At 75.0% G+C, this 20,702-nt stretch carries 15 protein-coding genes; 4 read left to right on the forward strand and 11 right to left on the reverse strand.

The annotated features are described in order from the left end of the window. Positions 1-65: 65 nt before the first annotated feature. From cimA to ACR80Q_RS17040, 5 genes are all read right to left on the reverse strand, one after another. On the reverse strand, positions 66-1,682 hold the full coding sequence (gene cimA, locus ACR80Q_RS17020; protein ID WP_435378843.1) for a citramalate synthase: 1,617 nt from the start codon (positions 1,680-1,682) through the stop codon (positions 66-68). Beyond that, a complete protein-coding gene (locus ACR80Q_RS17025; RefSeq protein WP_435378844.1) occupies positions 1,679-2,776 on the reverse strand; it encodes a branched-chain amino acid aminotransferase in 1,098 nt (365 codons plus the stop codon). Before ACR80Q_RS17025 ends, cimA begins: the two co-directional genes overlap by 4 nt. A 67-nt stretch (positions 2,777-2,843) precedes the next feature. Then, a complete protein-coding gene (locus tag ACR80Q_RS17030) occupies positions 2,844-3,950 on the reverse strand; it encodes a 3-isopropylmalate dehydrogenase (RefSeq protein WP_435378845.1) in 1,107 nt (368 codons plus the stop codon). An 81-nt stretch (positions 3,951-4,031) separates the two neighbouring features. Beyond that, the gene (locus tag ACR80Q_RS17035) at positions 4,032-4,802 is read right to left on the reverse strand and encodes an SDR family NAD(P)-dependent oxidoreductase (protein WP_435378846.1); all 771 of its coding nucleotides are present in this window, start codon (positions 4,800-4,802) and stop codon (positions 4,032-4,034) included. Positions 4,803-4,922: 120 nt separating this feature from the next. Then, a complete protein-coding gene (locus ACR80Q_RS17040; protein WP_435378847.1) occupies positions 4,923-6,218 on the reverse strand; it encodes an FAD-binding domain-containing protein in 1,296 nt (431 codons plus the stop codon). Positions 6,219-6,305: 87 nt separating this feature from the next. Between ACR80Q_RS17040 and ACR80Q_RS17045 the strand changes: the two genes are divergently transcribed. The 4 genes from ACR80Q_RS17045 (at position 6,306) to ACR80Q_RS17060 (ending at position 11,861) form a co-directional block, all read left to right on the forward strand. Further along, the gene (locus tag ACR80Q_RS17045; protein ID WP_435378848.1) at positions 6,306-7,547 is read left to right on the forward strand and encodes a sensor histidine kinase; all 1,242 of its coding nucleotides are present in this window, start codon (positions 6,306-6,308) and stop codon (positions 7,545-7,547) included. Continuing rightward, on the forward strand, positions 7,544-8,293 hold the full coding sequence (locus tag ACR80Q_RS17050) for a response regulator transcription factor (protein ID WP_435378849.1): 750 nt from the start codon (positions 7,544-7,546) through the stop codon (positions 8,291-8,293). The genes ACR80Q_RS17045 and ACR80Q_RS17050 overlap by 4 nt, the downstream gene beginning before the upstream one ends. A gap of 125 nt (positions 8,294-8,418) precedes the next feature. Continuing rightward, positions 8,419-9,285 (forward strand): ABC transporter ATP-binding protein, encoded by an 867-nt coding sequence (locus tag ACR80Q_RS17055; protein WP_435378850.1) that lies wholly within the window; start codon positions 8,419-8,421, stop codon positions 9,283-9,285. Then, the gene (locus ACR80Q_RS17060; protein WP_435378851.1) at positions 9,282-11,861 is read left to right on the forward strand and encodes an FtsX-like permease family protein; all 2,580 of its coding nucleotides are present in this window, start codon (positions 9,282-9,284) and stop codon (positions 11,859-11,861) included. The genes ACR80Q_RS17055 and ACR80Q_RS17060 overlap by 4 nt, the downstream gene beginning before the upstream one ends. Before the next feature lie 34 nt (positions 11,862-11,895). Here ACR80Q_RS17060 and ACR80Q_RS17065 read toward each other — a convergent pair whose 3' ends face one another. From ACR80Q_RS17065 to ilvD, 6 genes are all read right to left on the reverse strand, one after another. Further along, positions 11,896-12,309 (reverse strand): DUF3253 domain-containing protein, encoded by a 414-nt coding sequence (locus tag ACR80Q_RS17065; RefSeq protein WP_435378852.1) that lies wholly within the window; start codon positions 12,307-12,309, stop codon positions 11,896-11,898. A 124-nt stretch (positions 12,310-12,433) separates the two neighbouring features. Next, positions 12,434-13,462, reverse strand: a complete 1,029-nt coding sequence (gene ilvC, locus ACR80Q_RS17070) for a ketol-acid reductoisomerase (RefSeq protein ID WP_435378853.1) — start codon at positions 13,460-13,462, stop codon at positions 12,434-12,436. A gap of 53 nt (positions 13,463-13,515) precedes the next feature. Continuing rightward, positions 13,516-14,028 carry an acetolactate synthase small subunit gene (ilvN, locus tag ACR80Q_RS17075; protein ID WP_435378854.1) on the reverse strand — a complete coding sequence of 171 codons (513 nt, stop codon included), beginning with the start codon at positions 14,026-14,028 and terminating at the stop codon, positions 13,516-13,518. A 10-nt stretch (positions 14,029-14,038) separates the two neighbouring features. Continuing rightward, positions 14,039-15,865, reverse strand: coding sequence for an acetolactate synthase large subunit (locus ACR80Q_RS17080; protein ID WP_435378855.1), 1,827 nt, complete (start codon positions 15,863-15,865; stop codon positions 14,039-14,041). A gap of 224 nt (positions 15,866-16,089) precedes the next feature. After that, complete coding sequence (locus ACR80Q_RS17085) at positions 16,090-18,810, reverse strand: putative bifunctional diguanylate cyclase/phosphodiesterase (RefSeq protein WP_435378856.1); 2,721 nt, start codon at positions 18,808-18,810, stop codon at positions 16,090-16,092. 120 nt (positions 18,811-18,930) lie between these two features. Further along, the gene (gene ilvD, locus ACR80Q_RS17090) at positions 18,931-20,628 is read right to left on the reverse strand and encodes a dihydroxy-acid dehydratase (protein ID WP_435378857.1); all 1,698 of its coding nucleotides are present in this window, start codon (positions 20,626-20,628) and stop codon (positions 18,931-18,933) included. Positions 20,629-20,702: the final 74 nt, after the last annotated feature.

Raw genomic sequence — 20,702 nt, forward strand, 5'->3', positions numbered from 1 at the left:
GCACCACCCCGGACACAACCCGGGCCCTCAGCCGGGCGGCTGTGGGCAACGCTCCGACCAGGTGCTCAGGCGCGCGAGTCCACCCCGCGCCGCAGCAACCCGTAGGCCAGCCCGTCGACCAGCGCCTCCCAGGACGCCTCGACGATGTTCGGCCCGACGCCCACCGTGGTCCACGTGGAGCCGTGGTCCGCCGTCTCCAGCAGGACCCTGGTGACGGCGTCGGTGCCGTGGGAGGAGTCGAGGATCCGCACCCGGAAGTCGATCAGCTCGAGCTCGTCCAGCTCGGGGTAGGTCGGCGTCAGGGCGAGCCGCAGCGCGGCGTCCAGGGCGTTGACCGGCCCGTTGCCCTCCCCCGTCGCGACGGTCCGCGACCCGCCCGTCACCAGCCGCACCGTCGCCTCGGAGGTCGCGCCACCGTGGCCGGCCCCGGGACGCATCTCGGCGATCACGCGCCAGGAGTCGACGTGGAAGTAGTCGGGGACGCCCTGCTCCAGGCCGAGGCCCCCGGCGACGCGGCGCACCAGCAGCTCGAACGACGCGTCGGCCGCCTCGAAGGTGTACCCCTCGGCCTCGCGCGCCTTCACCGCGTCGGTGACCGCGCCCAGCAGGGTCGCCCCGGACAGGTCCAGGCCCAGCTCGCGGCCCTTGAGCTCGATGCTCGCCCGGCCGGCCATCTCGCTGACCAGCATCCGCATGTCGTTGCCGACCTTGGTCGGGTCGACGTGCTGGTACAGGTCGGGGTCGACGCGGATCGCGCTGGCGTGCAGACCCGCCTTGTGGGTGAACGCGCTGGTCCCGACGTACGGCTGCCGGCTGTACGGCGGCACGTTGGTGATCTCGCTGACCGCGTGCGCCACGCGGCTGGCCTCGCGCAGCCCGCCCGGCGGCAGGACGGGCTGGTCCCGCTTCAGCTCGAGGTTGGCCACCACGGTCACCAGGTCGGCGTTGCCGGTCCGCTCGCCGTAGCCGTTCAGCGTGCCCTGCACCTGCACCGCCCCCGCGTCCACCGCGGCCAGCGTGTTGGCCACGGCGCAGCCGGTGTCGTTGTGGCAGTGGATGCCCAGACGGGCCCGGGTCGCGTCGTGGACGTCGGCGACGACGTCGGCCACCGCCCGCGGCAGGTGGCCGCCGTTGGTGTCGCACAGGGCCACCGTCGAGGCCCCTGCGCCCAGCGCGACCTGCAGGACCTCCAGCGCGTAGGCCCGGTCGAGGAAGTACCCGTCGAAGAAGTGCTCGGCGTCGAGCACGACCTCGCGCCCCTCCCCCACCAGGAAGGTCACGGTGTCCCGGACCATCTCCAGGTTCTCGGCCGTGGTGGTCCGCAGCGCCTTCTCGACGTGGCCGGTGTGGCTCTTGGCCACCAGCGTCACCACGGGCGCGAGCGAGTCCAGCAGGGCGCGGACCTGCGGGTCGGAGTGGGCCTGGCCGCCGGCCCGGCGGGTGGCACCGAACGCCGCCAGCCGGGCGTGGCGAAGCGACAGCTCCTCCGCCGCCCGGGCGAAGAACTCCGTGTCCTTGGGGATGGCGCCCGGCCAGCCGCCCTCGATGACGCCGACACCCAGGTCGTCCAGGTGCCGGGCGATCGCCAGCTTGTCCAGGACCGACAGCGACAGCCCCTCCTGCTGGGCGCCGTCGCGCAGCGTCGTGTCGTAGACCTCGAGGGCCGGCCGGTCCGCCGTCATGCGAGCTGCCGCAGCCAGCCGTGCGTGTCCCCGGTCCGTCCGTACTGGATGTCCAGGAGGGCCTGGCGCACCCGCATGGTGGTCTCGCCCGCCTCGGTGCCCATGACGACCTCGCCGCCGTCCCAGGCCAGGCGTCCGAGCGGGGTGACCACCGCCGCAGTCCCGCAGGCGAACACCTCGGTGATGTCGCCCGAGGCCACGCCGTCGCGCCACTCGTCGACGGACACCTTGCGCTCCTCGACGCGCAGGCCGAGCTCGGCACCGATGGTGAGGATCGACGAGCGGGTGACGCCCTCGAGGATGGTGCCGGTCAGCTCCGGGGTGACCAGCGAGCCGTCGGCGTGGACGAAGTACAGGTTCATCCCGCCCAGCTCCTCGACCCAGCGGTGCTCGGCGGCGTCGACGAAGCAGACCTGGTCGCAGCCGTGGGCGGTGGCCTCCTGCTGCGCGGCCAGGCTGGCGGCGTAGTTGCCGCCGCACTTGGCCGCACCGGTCCCGCCGACCGCGGCACGCGAGTAGTCCGTCGTCAGCCAGATCGACACCGGTGAGATGCCGCCGGAGAAGTAGGCGCCGGCGGGCGAGGCGATCACGCAGTAGGTGACCTCCTGGGCCGGCCGCACACCCAGGAACGACTCAGAGGCGAACATGAACGGCCGCAGGTACAGGCTCGTCTCGCCACCCGTGGGCACCCAGTCGACGTCGGCCCGCACCAGCGCCTCGACCGAGGCGATGAAGGCCTCCTCGGGCAGCGGCGGCAGGGCCAGGCGACGGGCCGAGCGGGCGAAGCGGGCCGCGTTGGCCTCGGGCCGGAAGGACCACACCGTGCCGTCGGCGTGGCGGTAGGCCTTCATGCCCTCGAAGATCTCCTGCGCGTAGTGCAGGACCGCCGAGGCCGGCGACAACGTGATCGGACCGAACGCGCGGACCCGGGCGTCGTGCCAGCCGCCGTCGGGCGTCCACGTCGCGGTGACCATGTGGTCGGTGAAGTGCTTGCCGAAGCCGGGGGCCGCCAGGATGGCCGTCCGGTCATCGTCGGACCGACGTGCGACGTCGGCGTCCAGCACGAAGTCCACGGTGGATGTCGTCTGCGTCATCTGCGCCTCCCAGCACTCGCCCCGGGCCCGAGGTCCCGACGGTCGTGCAGAGCCTAGGGGACCCGGCTCAGCCGTCGAGGCGGGCCAGGACCGCCGCGGTCACGTCCGCCGTGCCGGGTCGCGGGGCCGCCGGGTCGCGGGCGGCGAGCGCCGCCACGACGGCGGTCTGCACCCGGGCCGCGGCGTCGGGCAGGCCGACGTGCTCCAGCAGCAGCGCCACCGACAGGAACGTCGCCGTGGGGTCCGCGATCCCCTGCCCGGCGATGTCCGGGGCCGAGCCGTGCACGGGCTCGAACATGCTCGGCGCGGTCCGGTCGGGGTTGACGTTGCCGCTGGCGGCCAGGCCGATCCCGCCGGTGACCGCGGCGGCGAGGTCGGTGATGATGTCGCCGAACAGGTTGTCGGTGACGATGACGTCGAAGCGCTGCGGGTCGGTGACCATGAAGATGGTCGCGGCGTCCACGTGCAGGTAGTCGACGGTGACGTCGGGGAACTCGGCGTTGACCGCGTCGACGGTGCGTCGCCACAGGTGCCCGGCGTTGACCAGGACGTTGTGCTTGTGGACCAGGGTCAGCTTCTTGCGGGTCCGCGCGGCGGCACGCGCGAACGCGTCGCGGACGACCCGCTCGACCCCGAACGCGGTGTTGATGCTGACCTCGGTCGCGATCTCGTGCGGGGTCCCCACCCGCAGGGCCCCGCCGTTGCCGACGTAGGGGCCCTCGGTGCCCTCGCGGACCACGACGAAGTCGACCGGTCCCCGGTCGAGCACGGCCGGCGACAGCGGGCTGGTCGCCCCGGGCAGCAGGACCGAGGGGCGCAGGTTGACGTAGTGGTCGAGCTGGAAGCGCAGCTTGAGCAGCAGGCCGCGCTCGAGCACGCCGGAGGGGACACCGGGGTCGCCGACCGCGCCGAGCAGGACGACGTCGTGACGGCGGATGGCGGCCAGGTCGTCGTCGGTGAGCGTCTCGCCGGTCCTGTGCCAGCGGGCCGCACCCAGGTCGTAGGCCGTGGTCCGCACGTCGACGTCGGTGCCGCCGCTGGACAGGGCCGCCCGCAGGACGTCCAGGCCGGCCCCGACGACCTCGGGGCCGATACCGTCACCGGCCACCACGGCCAGGTCGAGGCTGCTGGGGGTGGTGGCCTTCTCGGACGGCGACGTCTGGGGGGCGGGCATGGCGCGAGGGTAGACGGGGCCGGCGGGGCGGCGACGAGCCGTCCGCGACCTGGTCGGCGGCCCGCCGGTGAGACCGGCGAGTCAGACCAGCCGGACGCCCGTCAGGTCCGCCAGCCGCTCCAGCAGCGCGTCCTGGTTCGTCGGGTCGGTGGCCTCGGGGTTGGGCTCGAGCTCGGTGAAGCGCTTGAGGTAGCGGCCGGTGACCCGGGCCCGGTCCTCCTCCGACGTGGCCAGCCACACCTGGGTCGCGGCCCCGTCGCCGACCTCGTCGGTGGCGGACGGGCCACCCATGCGCGTGCGGATCCAACCGGGGTCCACCGTGGTGCTGAGCACGTCGGGCCACAGCCGGGCCACCGCGAGGGCCAGCACGACGTCGTGCAGCTTGGAGTCGGAGTAGGCCTGCATGCCGTCCCAGGGCCGCTGCGCCCACTGCAGGTCGTCCAGGTGCAGCCGCCCACGCTCCTGCAGCCCGGAGGTCAGGTAGACGAGTCGGTCGGGCCGCGGCAGCAGGGCCGTGAGCAGGTAGGGACCGACGGTGTTGACCTGGAAGATCCGTTCCATGCCGTCGTCGGTGAGCGTGCGCCCGGCCACGTCGCCACCCACGCCCGCGTTGTGGACGACGGCGTCGAACCGGCCCACGGCCGCGGCCGAGGCCGCCGCGGAACGGGTCTGCTCCAGCGAGGTCAGGTCGCCGACGACGACGTCACGCAACCCCGGGAGGGCCGCCCTGACGTCGTCCGCCCGGGCGTCGCTGCGGGCGTGGGCCACGACGTCGTGACCGGCGGCCAGCAGCCGGCGGGCCGTCTCCAGGCCGATGCCGTCGGTGGAACCGGTGACGAGGACGAGGCTCACGTGAACTCCTGGTGCGGGGGGCGGAGGGACCTGGCGGCCGGAGGGCCGTCCCACCTCACCGCAACCGGCCCGTCCTCGCACGCCGGGGCGGGGAGGCGGCGGGCGCCCGGCGACCTCCGGTCAGGGGCGACCGACGCCCTTGCGCCACGCGCTGAACGACTGGGCCGGACCACCGCCCGGTCGCACCAGCCACGGCCAGGGGTGGACCTGGACGGGCTGCACCTCCCGGGCCCGACGCGCGAAGCCGGGTACCGGGGCGTGCGTGACCGCCACCGACCGCCCGGCCAGGGCTGCCCCGACGTCTCCCAGGTGCACCTCGACCTCGCGCCGGGTGGCCAGCGAGGCCACCGTCTCGGCCAGGAACACCAGACGCTTGCCCGACAGCCGCAGCCGGGCCAGCAGCGGCTCGTCGAACACGACGACCACGGGCAGGTCCGGGTGGGCGGCCAGCGCCGGGTCGGCGTCACCGAGGGACTCGAAGGTGAGCCAGACCGCCTCGGGCTGCTCCTGGCCCTCCGCGGAGGCGGGCCCGGCCAGCGCGGTCGTCGCCCCCGAGCGCAGCCCCGGTGGCTCGTCGGCGACCCGGGCCCCACCGGTCTCGGCGGGCCAGTCCTCGATCGGGCACGCCCGGGCCAGGGGGCAGCGCTCGCACAGGCCCGGGGCGCGGGTGCGGACCTGCCACCGGCTGAACCCGTAGGGCTTGCCCGTCCCCGTGCCGACGGTCCACTGCCAGCCGAGCCGGTTGGCCGCCCGGGAGCCGTCGAGCAGGTGGCGGAAGAACTCGTCCTCGCCCTCGCGCCAGTCCCACCCGGCGCGCACGGTCCACTGCGAGGCCAGCCACATCCGGGTCTGGTTGACCAGCCAGCCGTCGCCGTGCAGCTCGTCGGTGACGGTGCGCACGCACAGCATCTGCTCCGGCCACGCCTCGTCGCGCCACGGGCCGACCGCAGGCGGGTCGTAGCGCAGCGGAGACCGCATCCCGGCCCCGGTGCGGGCGTACACGTGGCGGGCGTACTCCTGCCACATCAGCTCGTCGCGGTACTTGGTCCGGTCCCGGGCGGGCGCGTCGGCGACGTGGCGCCAGAGGGTCGGCAGGTCGACCAGGCCGTGACGCACGTACGGGCTCATCCGGGACGCGCCCCGGGCACGCTCGGGCAGCACCTGGTTGCGGCGCGAGGCGTACCCGGTGACGTCCAACGAGGCGAGGGCCACGTCCGCGGCGTCCTGCCCGCCTCGGAACGCCCCGCTGGCGCGGACGCCGTCGGCCCCCTCGAGGCTCAGGTGCCCCAGGTGCTCGGCCACCCAGGCGACTGCCGCCGCGGGGTCCTCGGCGACGTCGAGCCCCGGCGTGGGCAGCTGGGCGGACGCGGCGCGCGCGGCGGCGGACGGGGGCGGCGACGACGGCGGCAGACTCACCGTCGAAGCCTCTCCCGGCGCGGACCACCCCGCGACCCGACCCGCGACCCGAGCCCCTACCCGACGTGCGGCCCCTACGCTGCCGCCGTGACCTCGTCCGGTGCCCCCAGCGACGCCTCGCCCGGTGCCGACGTGGGGCCCGACCCGGCCACCGGCACCCGGTCGCGCTTCGGCCTCCTCCGCTGGTGGCGGGCTCACCCGCTCACGGTCGACGCGATCTGGGCCGCCGGGATGCTGCTGGTCGGCGCCGGTCTGATCGTCGCCGGCGGGCTCCCGGGGAGTCCGGTGAGGGAGCAGCTGCTCGTCAGCGTCGCCCTGGCCGTGCCGCTCGTCTGGCGTCGGCGCGCCCCCGAGCTCGTCACCGGTGTCGTCGCCGTCCTGCAGTACCTGCAGCTGGCCGTCGGGGTCCACCAGGTGCTGCCCGCCAACCTCTTCGCCACCGTGTCGGTGCTGTTCACCGTCACCGCCTACGGGCGGGACCGGGTGTGGCAGACCTTCCTGGGCCTGGCCCTGCTCGGGTGCGTGCCGGTCGCCGCGGTCGTCAACCTCAGCGTGGCCGTCGTGACCGCGACGACCATGATCGGCGCCACCCTGGCCGGGTACCTGCGCCGCATCGTCCGCGTCCGCGACGAGGCCGCGGTCGAGCGGGCCCGCCGGCTCGAGGTGGAGCGCGACTCCGCGGCCACCGTCGCCGCGGAGCAGGAGCGCCGTCGGATCGCCCGCGACCTGCACGACGTGATCGCGCACTCCCTCACCGTGATCGTGGCCCAGGCCGACGGCGGTCGGTACGCCGCCCGGACCGACCCGGAGGCGGCGCAGCGGTCGCTGGAGACCGTCGCGTCCACCGCACGGGTGGCCCTGACGGACCTGCGGGCCGCGCTCGGGGCGCTGCGGGCACCGGGTCACGCCGACACCACCCCCCTGCCCGGGGCCGTCGACGTCCCGTCGCTGGTCGCGTCGGTGCGCGACAGCGGGCACCCGGTCGTGCTGACGGTCACCGGCGAGCCGGGGACGGTGCCGCCCGCCGCCGGCCTGACGGCCTACCGGGTCGTGCAGGAGTCGCTGACCAACGTCCTCAAGCACGCCGGCCCCGGGGTCCGGACCACGGTCGAGCTGCACCACGAGCCGACCGCCGTCCGGGTGGAGGTCGGCGACGACGGGATCGGCTCGGCGTCCCGGACGACGGCCCCGGACGGGTCCGGCACAGGTCTGGTGGGCATGCGCGAGCGGGTCGAGGCGATGGGTGGGCGGTTCCAGGCCGGCCCGCGCGAGGGCGGTGGCTGGCGCGTGGTCGCCGACCTGCCTCTGCAGACGGGGGGCCTCGGGTGAGCGTCGGACCGCCGTCCGGCGTGATCACCGTGGCCCTGGTCGACGACCAGCCGCTCGTGCGCGCGGGTTTCCGCATGCTCGTCGACTCCCAGCCCGACCTGCGCGTGCTCGTCGAGGCCGGTGACGGGCGCCAGGCGGTCGACGCCCTGGCCCGCACGCACGTGGACGTGGTCCTGATGGACGTCCGGATGCCCGTGCTGGACGGTGTCGCGGCCACCCGCGAGCTGCTGCAGGCCGACCCCGCGACCCGGGTGCTGGTGCTGACCACGTTCGACCTGGACGACTACGTGCTGGCCGCGGTCGCCGCCGGGGCCAGCGGCTTCCTGCTGAAGGACGCGCAGCCCGAGGAGCTGCTGGCCGCGATCCGCACGGTGCACTCCGGCGAGGCCGTGGTCGCCGCGAGCGCGACCCGGCGGCTGCTCGCCCACGTCGCCCCCCTGCTGCGCGGCGACGGGCCCGACGGCGCCGGACCTGCGGGCGGACCTGCCGGTGGCGGTCTCGACGGTCGTGGCAGCGCCGTCGAGCTGGACGGCCTCACGGTCCGCGAGCGCGAGGTGCTGCAGCTCATGGCGCGAGGGCTGTCCAACACCGAGATCGCCGAGCGGCTGGTGCTGGGGCAGTCGACCGTCAAGACCCACGTGGGGCGCGTGCTGGACAAGACCGGGAGCCGCGACCGGGTGCAGGCCGTGGTCCTCGCCTACCGGACGGGCCTGGTCCACCCGGAGGACGACCTCGACGGCACCTGAGGCGCCCCGCCCGGTCCCGGATCCACCCGTGGGAGGACACCCGTCGCGCGGGGGCCCCGGGAGGCCGCGGAGATCCGCCCCTGGGCCGACGCCGACGGCGGGCGTGCGTCCTTAGCGTCGCCGTCATGCAGATCACCCGGCGCCGCCCGCGCCCCGCAGGACCCGAGACCGTCCCGACCAGCACCAGCACCCGCACCGGCACCGGCACCGGCACCGACGTCAGCACCGGCGCCACGGGTCGGACCGACGGGACCGCGGTCGCGGTGTCCGCCCGGGCGCTCACCCGCACCTACGGCGACGGCGACGCACAGGTCCACGCCCTGCGGGGGGTCGACCTCGACATCCCGCGCGGCACGTTCACCGCCGTCATGGGTCCCTCGGGGTCCGGCAAGTCGACCCTGGTGCACTGCCTGGCCGCGCTCGACCGGCCCACCTCGGGCGAGGTCGTCCTGGACGGCGTGGCGCTGTCCGGGATGGGTGACGACCGGCTCAGCCGGCTGCGCGGGGCCCGGGTGGGGTTCGTGTTCCAGTCGTTCAACCTGGTGCCCGTGCTCACGGCAGCCGAGAACATCCGCCTGCCGATGGTGCTGAGCGGCCGCTCCGCCGACGAGGACTGGTTCGGCGAGGTCGTCGACCGGCTGGGCCTGACCGACCGGCTGCACCACCGCCCCCACGAGCTGTCCGGCGGTCAGCAGCAGCGGGTCGCCGTCGCGCGGGCCCTGCTGTCGCGGCCCGCGGTCGTGTTCGCGGACGAGCCCACGGGCAACCTGGACACCGCCACCGGCCACGAGGTGCTCGACGTCCTGCGCGCGTCGGTCCGCTCCAGCGGGCAGACCGTCGTCATGGTCACCCACGACCCCGTGGCGGCCTCCTGGGCCGACCGGGTCGTCGTGCTGTCGGACGGCCGCATCGCGGGCATGCTCGACGGGCACCCCGACGCCGCCGCCGTCACCGACGCGCTGGCCCGGGTCCGCGCGGGCGGTGCCGCATGAGGCACCTCGCGCTCGCGCGGCTGCGTCGCACCCCCGGCCGCTACCTGGCCTGCGCCCTGGCCGTCACCATCGCCGTCGCGTTCGCCGTCCTCGTCCAGCTGGTCGGGACGGCCGTCGCCCAGGTCGTGCGCGACGGGGACGTCGCCTCGACCGGCGGGGCCGACGTCGCCGTCCGCGCCGCGTGGCAGCAGGCGGAGGTCGACCCCGCCGACCCCGACGCGCTGGCCGCGGCGGTCGCCGCGGACGAGGCCCGGGTGGCCGAGGTGGCCGCCCTGGACGGCGTCGCGGCCGTGCACCGCTCCGGGGTCGCGTTCGCCGACGCCGACCTGCCCCGCGCCGTGGGCGAGCAGACGGTGAACGTCGCCGTGGCGCCTCCCGAGGGGGACCTGCGCTGGGCGGGGCTCCGCGAGGGGCGCTGGCCGACCGCGCCGGGCGAGACCGCGGTGGGCGGCGACGCCCAGGTCGGCGACGAGGTCGAGCTCCGGCCGTTCACCCCCGAGGACTCCGAGCCCGTCACGGTGCCCCTGACCGTGGTCGGCGTGGTGGACGTCGGCCTGGCCACCGAGTTCCCGTTCGACGCGGTGCTCCTCGTGCCGGAGCAGGCCGTCCCCCTCGGCGCCGGGAACCTCGAGCTGCTCGTCGACGCCGAGCCGGGGGCCGACCCCGCGACGCTGCTGCGCTCGGTGCAGGCCGCCGTCGGCCCGGGCTCCACCGACCCGCTGGGCGACGTGGTGCCCGCCGACGACGTCCGCGCCGAGCGGGCGCGCGCCTCGGAGACGCTGGTGCTGGTGCTGCGCACGGGGATCGGCGCCTTCGCCGCCCTGGCCGTCGCCGTCGCCGTCGTGGTGGTGGCCAACACCTTCTCGGTCCTGCTCGCCCAGCGCGTCCGGGAGCAGGCGCTGCTGCGCTGCATCGGCGCCACCCGCCGCGACCTGTGGCGGGCCGGGACCACCGAGGCCGCCCTGCTCGGGCTCGCCGCCGGAGCGGCCGGTCTGCTGCTCGGCTGGGCGCTGGCCGCCCTGGCCACCCTGGCCGTCACCCGCTGGCTGCCGGTCGCGGTGGACGTCCCCTCGCCGAGCCCCCTGGAGGCCGTCGCCGCGCTGGCGCTGGGCGCCGTGGCCACGTCGGTCGCCTCGGTCTCGGCCATGCTGCGCGCCGGACGGGTCTCGCCGCTGGCCGCGCTGCGTCCTGTCGAGGCCGTGCCCGAGGCGGCGCACGCCTCGCGCCTGCGGGTCGTGCTCGGCGGACTCCTGGTGCTCGTGGGGGGCACCGGGACCGTGCTCGGTGCGGTGGGTGGCCAGGTCCTGCTGGCCCTGCCCGCCGGCCTGCTCGCCTTCGTCGGCGTCCTGGTCCTGGGTCGGGTCCTGCTGCCGGCCGTCGCCGCCGCCCTCGGCCGGGCCGTCAGCGCCGCCGGCGGCCCCGCGGGCACGCTGGCCGCGGCGTCGGTCGGGCGCAACCCGCGGCGCACCGCCGCCACCGCAGGCGCCGTCGTCATCGGCGTCACCCTCGCGGTGACCGCCGCCGTGGGTGCCTCGTCGCTGCGGGCCACCGCGACCGCCGAGCTGGCCTCCTTCACCCCCGTGGACAGCACGGTCGGGGCACCGTCGTTGGACGCGGCGGGCACGGCGGCGCTGGCCTCGTCGTTGCGCGGCAGCGACGGGGTCGCCGCCGCCCAGCCCGCGGTGCAGGTCGACGTCTCCCTGTCCCCCGGGCGCGCAGCCGGGGAGGAGCTGACCTGGAGCACCACCGCGCTGGCCGGTGACCTGCGCCCGGTGCTGCCCAGCGCCGACGTGCCCCCGGACTCCGGGAGCGTGGTCCTGTCCGCCGACCTGGCGGGGCTGCTCGAGGTGGGGACCGGCGACGTGATCACCGTGGCGGGCGACCAGAACGCGGCAGGCCCCGACGACGGGACGGCTCCGCCCCCGGTCCCGGCCCGGTCGCTGGTCGTCGTGGTGGACGCCGACAGCACCGCCGACGTCCAGCTGGACCCGGCGACGGCGACCGGCCTCGGTGGCTCGTCGGCCGTGATCGTCTCGCTGGCCGAGGGGCTCTCCCGCGACGAGGTCCAGGTGGCCGTGGACCTGCTGGGCGCGGCGGCCCTGGAGGCGGACCCCGCCGCCGAGGTGGACTCCCCCGTGCTGCAGCTGGGCGCGCTCCAGCAGACGTTCGACGTCCTGCTCGCGGTGGTCGGCGGCATGCTGGCCGTCACGGTGGCCATCGCGCTGGTCGGCGTCACGAACACGCTGTCGCTGTCGCTGACCGAGCGTCGGCAGGAGAACGCCCTGCTCCGGGCGCTGGGCCTGAGCCGGGCCCGGCTGCGGGCGATGGTCGCCTGGGAGGCCCTGGTGCTGGGCCTGGTCGGGGCCACGGTCGGGGTGGTCCTGGGGACCGGGTTCGGCATCGCCGGGACCTACTCGGTCATCGGCAGCAGCGGCACCACCGTGGTCGACGTGCCGTGGCTCGTCCTGGGCGGGCTGGCCTTCGTGGTCTCCTCGGTCGCCGTCGGCGCGTCCCTGTGGCCCGCGAACCGGGCCTCGAAGTTCGCTCCGGCGAGCGCATTGGGCGCTGCTGCCTGACCATCGTCTGGGGGCGGTACGGGTGCGACGGGGCTCAGCGGGTCCGACGTAGCCGTATCGCCCCCTTCGCCGTGCTCGGGTCCACGACCCGCCCCCCCTGGGTGATCTCGACCTGGCCCCCGGCCACCAGCCGCCGCGCGGCCATCCGCGCCGGTTCCATCAGGGCCCGCCAGGCGGCCTCGTCCGCGTCGGGCCCGGCCACGGACCGGGCGACCTCGCTCGGGCAGACCGTGGCCGTGCGGGCGCGCGCGTCCAGCAGGGCCAGGGTGGTCCGCTCGAGCTCGGCGTCCACGTCGCCGAGACCGCGGCGCCGGCAGCCCTGCGAGCAGTACCGGACCTGCTCCCAGTCGCGGGCCCAGCGGGCGCGCCACTCGATCGTCCGGCCGCACACGACGCAGGTCTTGGGCTCGGGGGTGGTCGGGGCACCGGCGCGACGACGGGAGGGCACCGCCCCATGGTGGGCCCGCCGCCGCGCACGCACCTCCCGAGGCGGGGCCCGCCCGGACGCACGGTGGCCCGGCCGTCCTCAGGACGACCGGGCCGGTGCTCGTGGTGCTGACGTGCGAGGCCGCTCAGCGGGCGGAGGTGCCCTCGGTGTAGTCGTCGTCGGAGTCCGACACCCAGGCCATCATCTTGCGCAGCTCGCGGCCGGTGGCCTCGATGGGGTGGGCCTCCTGCTCCTTGCGCAGCCGGGTGAACTCCGGGGCGCCGGCGTCCTGGTCGGCGAAGAACCGGCTGGCGAACGACCCGTCGACGATGTCCGCGAGGACCTCCTTCATCCGGTCCTTGACGGAGTCGTCGATGACGCGGGGCCCGGACACGTAGTCGCCGTACTCCGCGGTGTCGCTGACGCTCCAGCGCTGCTTGGCGATGCCGCCCTCGTACATCAGGTCGACGATGAGCTTGAGCTCGTGCAGGCACTCGAAGTAGGCGACCTCGGGCTGGTAGCCCGCCTCGACGAGGGTCTCGAAGCCCGCCTGGACCAGCCGGCTCGCGCCGCCGCACAGCACGGCCTGCTCGCCGAACAGGTCGGTCTCGGTCTCCTCCGCGAAGGTGGTCTTGATGCCGCCGGCCCGCAGGCCACCGATGGCCCGCGCGTAGGACAGCGCCAGCGCCTCGGCCTCGCCCGACGCGTCGGTCTCCACGGCGACCAGCACCGGGACCCCGCGGCCGTCGCTGTACTCGCGGCGGACCAGGTGGCCGGGGCCCTTGGGGGCGACCATGCAGACGTCGACGCCCTCCGGCGGGGTGATGTAGCCGAAGCGGATGTTGAGGCCGTGGGCGAAGAACAGGGCCTTGCCGGGGGCGAGGTTGGGCTCGATGGCCTCGGCGTAGACGGTGCGGGCCACCTGGTCGGGGACCAGGACCATGATCACGTCGGCCTCGGCGGCCGCCTCGGCGGGCGTCATCACCCTGAGGCCCTCGGCCTGGGCCCGCTCACGGCTCTTGGAGCCCTCGGCCAGGCCGACGCGGACGTCGATGCCGGAGTCGCGCAGGTTCAGGGCGTGCGCGTGGCCCTGCGAGCCGTAGCCGATGATCGCGACGACGCGGTCGGCGAGCACTCCGGCGTCGGCATCGGCGTCGGTGTAGATGTGGGCCATGGGATAGCTCTCCTCGTCGTGGTTCGGGTGGGATGACTCTGGCAGGTGGTCGGTCAGGCCGTGCGCAGCGAGCGGTCGCTGATGGCGCGCCCGCCGCGACCGAGCGCGACGGTGCCGGACTGGACGAGCTCGCGGATCCCGAAGGGCGTGAGCACCTCCAGCAGGGCGGCGATCTTCTCCGGACGCCCGGTGGCCTGGATGGTGACCGCGTCGGTGGCGACGTCGACGACCGAGGCCCGGAACAGGGCGGCGACCTGGACGACGTCGGGCCGGGTCGTCGTGTCGGCCCGCACCTTGACCAGCAGGACCTCGCGCTGGACCGACGAGTCGGGCTCCAGCTCGACGATCTTCAGCACGTTGACCAGCTTGTTGAGCTGCTTGGTCACCTGCTCCAGCGGCTGGCTCTCGACGTCGACCACCACGGTGATGCGGGACACGGCCGCGTTCTCGGTGGGCCCGACGGCGAGGCTGGTGATGTTGAACGAGCGGCGCGCGAACAGCGCGGACACCCGCGCCAGGACGCCCGGCTTGTTCTCGACCAGCACGGACAGCGTGTGACGGCTCATCAGCGTCCCCTCACTCCTCGCGGTCCCACGTGGGGGCGATCCCACGTGCGACCTGGATGTCGTCGTTGCTCACGCCGGCGGCCACCATCGGCCAGACCATCGCGTCGCGGTGGACGACGAAGTCCACCACGACCGGTCGGTCGTTGATGGCCAGCGCCTTCTCGATGGTCGCGTCCACGTCGGTCGTGCTGTCGCAGCGCAGCCCCACGCAGCCGTAGGCGTCGGCGAGCTTGACGAAGTCGGGGATCCGGATCTGCTCGTCGCCGGCCTCGCGCCCGCCCTTGCGGTGCGAGCCCAGGTCGGTGTTGGAGTACCGCGAGCCGTAGAACAGCGTCTGCCACTGCCGGACCATGCCGAGCGAGGAGTTGTTGATGACGGCGACCTTGATCGGGATGTTGTTGATCGCGCAGGTCGCGAGCTCCTGGTTGGTCATCTGGAAGCAGCCGTCGCCGTCCACGGCCCACACCGTGGTGCCGGGCATGCCGACCTTGGCCCCCATCGCGGCGGGGACGGCGTAGCCCATCGTCCCCAGCCCGCCGGAGTTGAGCCAGGTGTTGGGCTTCTCGTAGCGGATGAACTGCGCGGCCCACATCTGGTGCTGGCCCACGCCCGAGGTGAAGACCGCGTCCGGGCCGGACAGGGCACCGAGACGCTCGATGACGTACTGCGGGGCGAGCGAGCCGTCCTCGGCCTCGTCGTAGCCCATCGGGTACCGGCCTCGCAGGTCGTCCAGCTGGCTCCACCAGGCGCCCAGGTCGGCCCGGTCGGCCGGGGGGTGCTCGGCCTCCAGGGCCGCCAGCAGCTCGGTGATGACCTCGCGGGCGTCCCCGACGATGGGGACGTCGGCGTGGCGGTTCTTGCCGATCTCGGCCGGGTCGATGTCGGCGTGGACGACGGTCGCCCCGGGGGCGAAGGAGTCCAGCCGACCCGTGACGCGGTCGTCGAAGCGGGCGCCCAGGGCCACGATGAGGTCGGCCTTCTGCAGCGCCGACACGGCGGCGACGGTCCCGTGCATGCCGGGCATGCCCAGGTTGCTGGGGTGGGAGTCGGGCAGCGCCCCCCGGGCCATCAGCGTGGTGACGGCCGGGGCACCCGTCGCGTCGACCAGCTTCGCGAGGACGTCGGAGGCCCCGGCCCGGATGACGCCGCCGCCCACGTACAGCACGGGGCGGCTGGCGGAGGCCAGCAGCTGGGCGGCCTCGCGGATGCGCTTGCCGTGGGGGCGGGTGACCGGCCGGTAGCCCGGCAGGTCGACCCGGTCCGGCCAGCGGAACGTGGTCCGGGCCTGCAGGGCGTCCTTGGCGATGTCGATGAGGACGGGGCCGGGACGTCCGGTGGAGGCCAGGTGGAACGCCTCGGAGACGACGCGGGGGATGTCGTCGGGGTCGGTCACCAGGTAGTTGTGCTTCGTCACCGGCATGGTCATGCCGGTGATGTCGGCCTCCTGGAACGCGTCGGTCCCGATCGCGGCGCTGCTGACCTGACCGGTGATGGCCACCATCGGCACGGAGTCCATGTGGGCGTCGGCGATCGCGGTGACCAGGTTGGTCGCGCCCGGGCCGGACGTGGCCATGCAGACCCCGACCCGGCCGGTGGCGGACGCGTAGCCCTCGGCCGCGTGGCCGGCGCCCTGCTCGTGGCGGACCAGGACGTGGCGGATCTTCTCGGAGTCCAGCAGCGGGTCGTAGGCGGGGAGGATGCACCCGCCGGGGATGCCGAAGATGACCTCGACGTCGGCGGCCTCGAGCGAACGGACGAGCGAGACGGCACCGGTGACCGCCTCGGCGGCCGCCTGGTGGGTCGTGGTCTCGCCCGGGGTGGTGCGCAGGTCGCTCATCTCGCTCCTTCGTCGTTCGTCGGTGCCCCGCTGCCCGGCACCCCGGACACGGAACGACCCCTCACCCGGAGGGCTGAGGGGTCGCGCGTCGCTGGGCCGTGGCTGCAGGCTCGGTCAGGCGACGCGCCTACCGATTACGAGTACCCCGATCGCCCGCGCGGCACCGCGGGAGGGGGAACGGTCCTGAGCCACGTCCCGGACGGTACGCCCCCTGGCGGTGGATGTCAGGTGCGGCCGCTCTCCGTCTCGACATTCGAGACGTCGTCCCGCATCCCGGCCAGCTCGGCGACCCGTCCCGGCCCGGTCCCCCGGGGCACCAGGACCCGCTCGGGGACGACGTCGGCCCGGCTGGGGCCCGCCAGCAGGAACCCCTGCGCCACCCGGCAGCCGAGCTGCAGCAGCAGCTCGACCTGGGCGACGTCCTGCACGCCCTCGGCCACCACCGCGAGCCCGAGGTCACGCCCCAGGGCGACGATGGACCGGAGCACCACCAGGTCGCGGCGGGACACGGCCGCGGCCCGGACGAACGCCCGGTCCACCTTGAGCACGTCGATGGGCAGCCGGTGCAGGTAGGCCAACGAGGAGTACCCGGTGCCGAAGTCGTCCAGCGCCACCCTGACCCCGGTCGCCCGCAGCCGGCTCAGCAGCTCGACCGAGGCGTCCAGGTCGCGCAGCAGCAGGCTCTCGGTCACCTCCAGGGTGAGCCGCTGCGGGGGCAGCCCGTTCACAGCCAGCACCCGCCTGACCCGGCTCACCAGGTCGTCGTCGACCAGCTGCAACGGGGACAGGTTGACCGAGATGCTGGTGGTGCGGCCGTCCCGGTGCCACCGGGCGGCCTGCTCGACGGCCCGTTCCAGCACCGAGGCACCCACCTCGACGATGAGCCCGGTCTGCTCCAGGCGTGGCACGAAGTCCACCGGGGACACCCCGGAGCCGGGCCAGCGCAGCAGCGCCTCGGCCGCGACGACCCGCCCGTCGGTCAGGTCGACCATGGGCTGGTAGACGAGCTCGAGGTCGTCGTCCTCGACCGCCGCGCGCACCCTGCGGTCCAGCTCGGTGCGGTCGACGGCCGCCTGCAGCATCGCGGGGTGGGAGACCACGACCCGCTCCCCGCCCGAGCGCTTGGCCTCGTACATGGCCAGGTCCGCGTCGCGCAGCACGGTGTCCGCGTCGCTGCCCGGTGTCGCCACGGCCAGCCCGATGCTGGCGGCGATCCGGATCCGCCGCGTGCCCACCGCGTAGGGCATGGCCACCTCCTGCAGCACCCGGTCGGCCACCAGGCGGACCCGGTCCACGTCGTCGTCGCAGACCATCACCGCGAACTCGTCGCCCGACAGCCGCCCGACCACGTCGTCGTCGCCGACCGCGAACCGCAGCCGTCGCGCGGCCGCCACGAGCAGCCGGTCCCCCACGGCGTGGCCCTCGGTGTCGTTGACGGCCTTGAACTCGTCGAGGTCGATGAACACCACCGCGGTCGGGGCGTCCTCGGCCAGCCGCAGCGCGAGCGTGCGGCCGAACCACCAGCGGTTGGGCAGTCCGGTCAGGGAGTCCAGCCGTGCCCGTCGCTCCAGCTCGCGCTGCATCCGGACCCGCTCCGACACGTCGCGCAGCACCAGGGTCAGCCCTCCCGGGACCGCGGGGGTGTCGTGCGGCTGCAGCCGGACCTCGACGTGGCGCCACCCACCGCCCGCCCGGGTCAGCCGCACCCGGTCGACGACGTCGGCCGTCCCGGCGAACCCCCGGGCCAGCGCCTCCTCCAGCGTCGCGCGGTCCGCGGCGTGGGCGAGCTCCAGCAGCGGGCGGCCGTCCAGCTCGTCGGGTTCCAGCCCGAGCACGGCGCGCGAGGCGGGGCTGACGAACCGGACGACCCCGTCGGCCCCGCAGACCAGGACGACGTCGGTGCTGCCGTCCACGATCGTCCGGAACCGGGTCGAGGTCTCGTGGAGCCGGTGCGCGAGGCGGCTCTGGTCCCGCAGCAGCAGCCCCGTCTGCGCGACGACCGCCACCACCAGGCTGAGCGCGAGCAGCACGACCTCGGGCTGCGGCCCGGCGGCGGGCCAGAAGCCCGTCGACCAGCGGACCGCCAGCAGCAGGATGACCGTCCCGGCCACGACCGACGGCAGCCAGGTGTGGGACGCCTCGCCCAGCACCTCGTCCCCCGCCCGCGAGCGCCCGACCCCGCGGGGTCCCCCCGCGGCCGTCCCGAACAGGGGGCGGGTACCGATCGCCGCCGCGGCGGCGCAGACGATGGCGAAGGCCCAGGCGGCGTCGGAGGCGACGTCGAAGTCGCCGCTCATGCCACGCCGCCACGTGATGGTGTCGGCGAGCACGGCCGCGAACATCGACAGCACCAGGGGGACGAGGGCGGAGCGGTGACCGGCCCGGCTCTGCCGGAGCAGACCGACGAACAGGGCGAGCGCGACCAGGTCGAGCAGGACCCACAGCCCGACGAGCGGCTCGACCGCGCCCAGCAGACCGGCGCCGCCGGGGCGCGGGGCCGCGGCGGCCGCCGCCAGCAGCAGGACGAACGGCCCGACCGTCAGCGCCCAGCCGTCCAGGACCAGCATCAGCGCGCGGTCGGCGCTGCGGCGCACCCCCGGCGACAGGGCGAGCGCACCGAGCAGCAGCAGGTACACCGCCCCTCTGGCCACCGCCCCCCAGGTGTGGGCCCCGTGGTCGCCCGTGACCACGACCAGCCCTCCGAGCGGGGCCAGGGACGCGGCCACCAGCCACGCCCGCCGCTCGGCCCCCGTGGAGCGGAGCCCACGGACGCACAGGGCCAGGGCGTACACGACGAGCAGGGCCGCCAGCAGGGCGTTGCGCCCGGGACCGGTGACGTCGGGGTCGGCGTCCTGACGAGCCACCAGGACGACGGCGAGCACGGCCGCCGGGGCGAGCACCAGGCACACCAGGGCCCGGGTCGCTCCCGCGACGGCGTCGCTCATGTCAGTCCGTTCCGTGCGGTCGTCGGGTCCGTGTGCTGATCATGACCGATCCGAGCCGTCACGGGGAGGTGCTGGGAGCACCCTCGTCCTGTCCGGCCCCCCGGGGCCGACCGGGGGACCTCAGCCGGTGACCGCGCCGAGGCTCGCCGACCCGACCGTCCGCACGTACTTGGACAGCACCCCGCGCCGCGGCCGCGGCGTCGGCGCGACGTAGGCCTGCCGGCGCCGGTCCAGCTCGGCGTCGTCCACGTGCAGGTCGAGCAGGCCGCGCGCGACGTCGAGGGTGATGGTGTCGCCGTCCTGCACGAGCCCGATCGGGCCGCCGTCGACCGCCTCGGGCGCGACGTGCCCGACGCACAGGCCGGTCGTGCCGCCGGAGAACCGGCCGTCGGTCAGCAGCAGGACGTCCTTGCCGAGACCGGCCCCCTTGATGGCACCGGTGATGGCGAGCATCTCGCGCATCCCCGGGCCGCCCTTGGGGCCCTCGTAGCGGATGACCACGACGTCGTTCGCCACGATGGTGCCGTCCTCCAGGGCGTCCATCGCGGCCCGCTCGCCGTCGAACACCCGGGCGGTGCCGGTGAACACGTCGGAGTCGAACCCCGCGCTCTTCACCACGGCGCCCTCCGGGGCCAGGCTGCCGTGCAGGATCGTGATGCCGCCCGTGGCGTGGATGGGCTCGGTGAGCGCCCGGATCACGGTGCCGTCGGGGCTGGGTGCCTTCAGGGCGAGCAGGTCCTCGCGCAGCGTGCGGCCGCTGATGGTCAGGCAGTCCCCGTTCAGCAGGTCGGCCTCGAGCAGGGCCTGCAGCACGACGGGCACGCCGCCGATGCGGTCGACGTCGCTCATCACGTGGCGACCGAAGGGCTTGAGGTCACCGATGTGCGGGACCTTGGCGCCGATCCGGCTGAAGTCCGCGAGGGTCAGGGGCACCTCTGCCTCGTTGGCGATGGCCAGCAGGTGCAGCACGGCGTTGGTGGAGCCACCGAAGGCCATGACCACGGCAATGGCGTTCTCGAAGGCCTCGTGGGTGAGGATCTGCCGGGCGGTGATGCCCTTCTCGAGCATGGCGACCACGGCCTCGCCCGAGCGCTTGGCGAACCCGTCGCGGCGCCGGTCGATGGCGGGCGGGGCCGCGCTGCCCAGCAGGCTCAGCCCGAGCGCCTCGCCGACGCTGGCCATCGTGTTGGCGGTGTACATCCCCCCGCAGGCACCCTCGCCCGGGCAGATGGCGCGCTCGATGGCGTCGACGTCCTCGAGGCTCATCAGCCCGGCGGCGCAGGCCCCGACGGCCTCGAACGCGTCGATGATGGTGACCTCGCGCTCGCTGCCGTCCGACATCTTGGCCAGGCCCGGCATGATCGAGCCGGCGTAGACGAACGCCGCGGCCACGTCGAGACGGGCGGCGGCCATCATCATCCCGGGCAGGGACTTGTCGCAGCCGGCCAGCAGAACGGCGCCGTCGAGACGCTCGGCCTCCATCACGGTCTCGACGGAGTCGGCGATCACCTCGCGGCTCACCAGGCTGAAGTGCATGCCCTCGTGGCCCATGGAGATCCCGTCGGAGACGCTGATGGTGCCGAACTCCATCGGGAACCCGCCGGCGGCGCGGACCCCCTCCTTGGCCGAGCCGGCCAGGCGCTGCAGGCTCAGGTTGCAGGGCGTGATCTCGTTCCAGCTGCTGGCGATGCCGATCTGCGGCTTGTCGAAGTCGTCGTCGCCCATCCCGACGGCCCGGAGCATGCCGCGGGCGGCCGTGCGCTCCAGACCGTCCGTGACGTCACGGGAACGGGGCCGTCGGTCCACCTGCTCTGCCATCCGGCCAGCGTAGGACGCCGCCGTCCCGCCCCGCCCACCCGTCCCAGGTTGCACGGGTCGGTCTGGTCGGCGCG

The organism is Aquipuribacter aurantiacus, from assembly GCF_051216895.1.
GTDB lineage: Bacteria > Actinomycetota > Actinomycetes > Actinomycetales > JBBAYJ01 > Aquipuribacter.

Excerpts from the sequence above, each read along its gene's own strand:
- ACR80Q_RS17060 (WP_435378851.1), top strand. The coding sequence starts at position 9,282 with ATGAGGCACCTCGCGCTCGCGCGGCTGCGTCGCACCCCCGGCCGCTAC.
- ACR80Q_RS17025 (WP_435378844.1), bottom strand. The coding sequence starts at position 2,776 with ATGACGCAGACGACATCCACCGTGGACTTCGTGCTGGACGCCGACGTC.
- ACR80Q_RS17085 (WP_435378856.1), bottom strand. The coding sequence starts at position 18,810 with ATGAGCGACGCCGTCGCGGGAGCGACCCGGGCCCTGGTGTGCCTGGTG.
- ilvC (WP_435378853.1), bottom strand. The coding sequence starts at position 13,462 with ATGGCCCACATCTACACCGACGCCGATGCCGACGCCGGAGTGCTCGCC.
- cimA (WP_435378843.1), bottom strand. The coding sequence starts at position 1,682 with ATGACGGCGGACCGGCCGGCCCTCGAGGTCTACGACACGACGCTGCGC.
- ilvD (WP_435378857.1), bottom strand. The coding sequence starts at position 20,628 with ATGGCAGAGCAGGTGGACCGACGGCCCCGTTCCCGTGACGTCACGGAC.
- ilvN (WP_435378854.1), bottom strand. The coding sequence starts at position 14,028 with ATGAGCCGTCACACGCTGTCCGTGCTGGTCGAGAACAAGCCGGGCGTC.
- ACR80Q_RS17055 (WP_435378850.1), top strand. The coding sequence starts at position 8,419 with ATGCAGATCACCCGGCGCCGCCCGCGCCCCGCAGGACCCGAGACCGTC.
- ACR80Q_RS17080 (WP_435378855.1), bottom strand. The coding sequence starts at position 15,865 with ATGAGCGACCTGCGCACCACCCCGGGCGAGACCACGACCCACCAGGCG.
- ACR80Q_RS17030 (WP_435378845.1), bottom strand. The coding sequence starts at position 3,950 with ATGCCCGCCCCCCAGACGTCGCCGTCCGAGAAGGCCACCACCCCCAGC.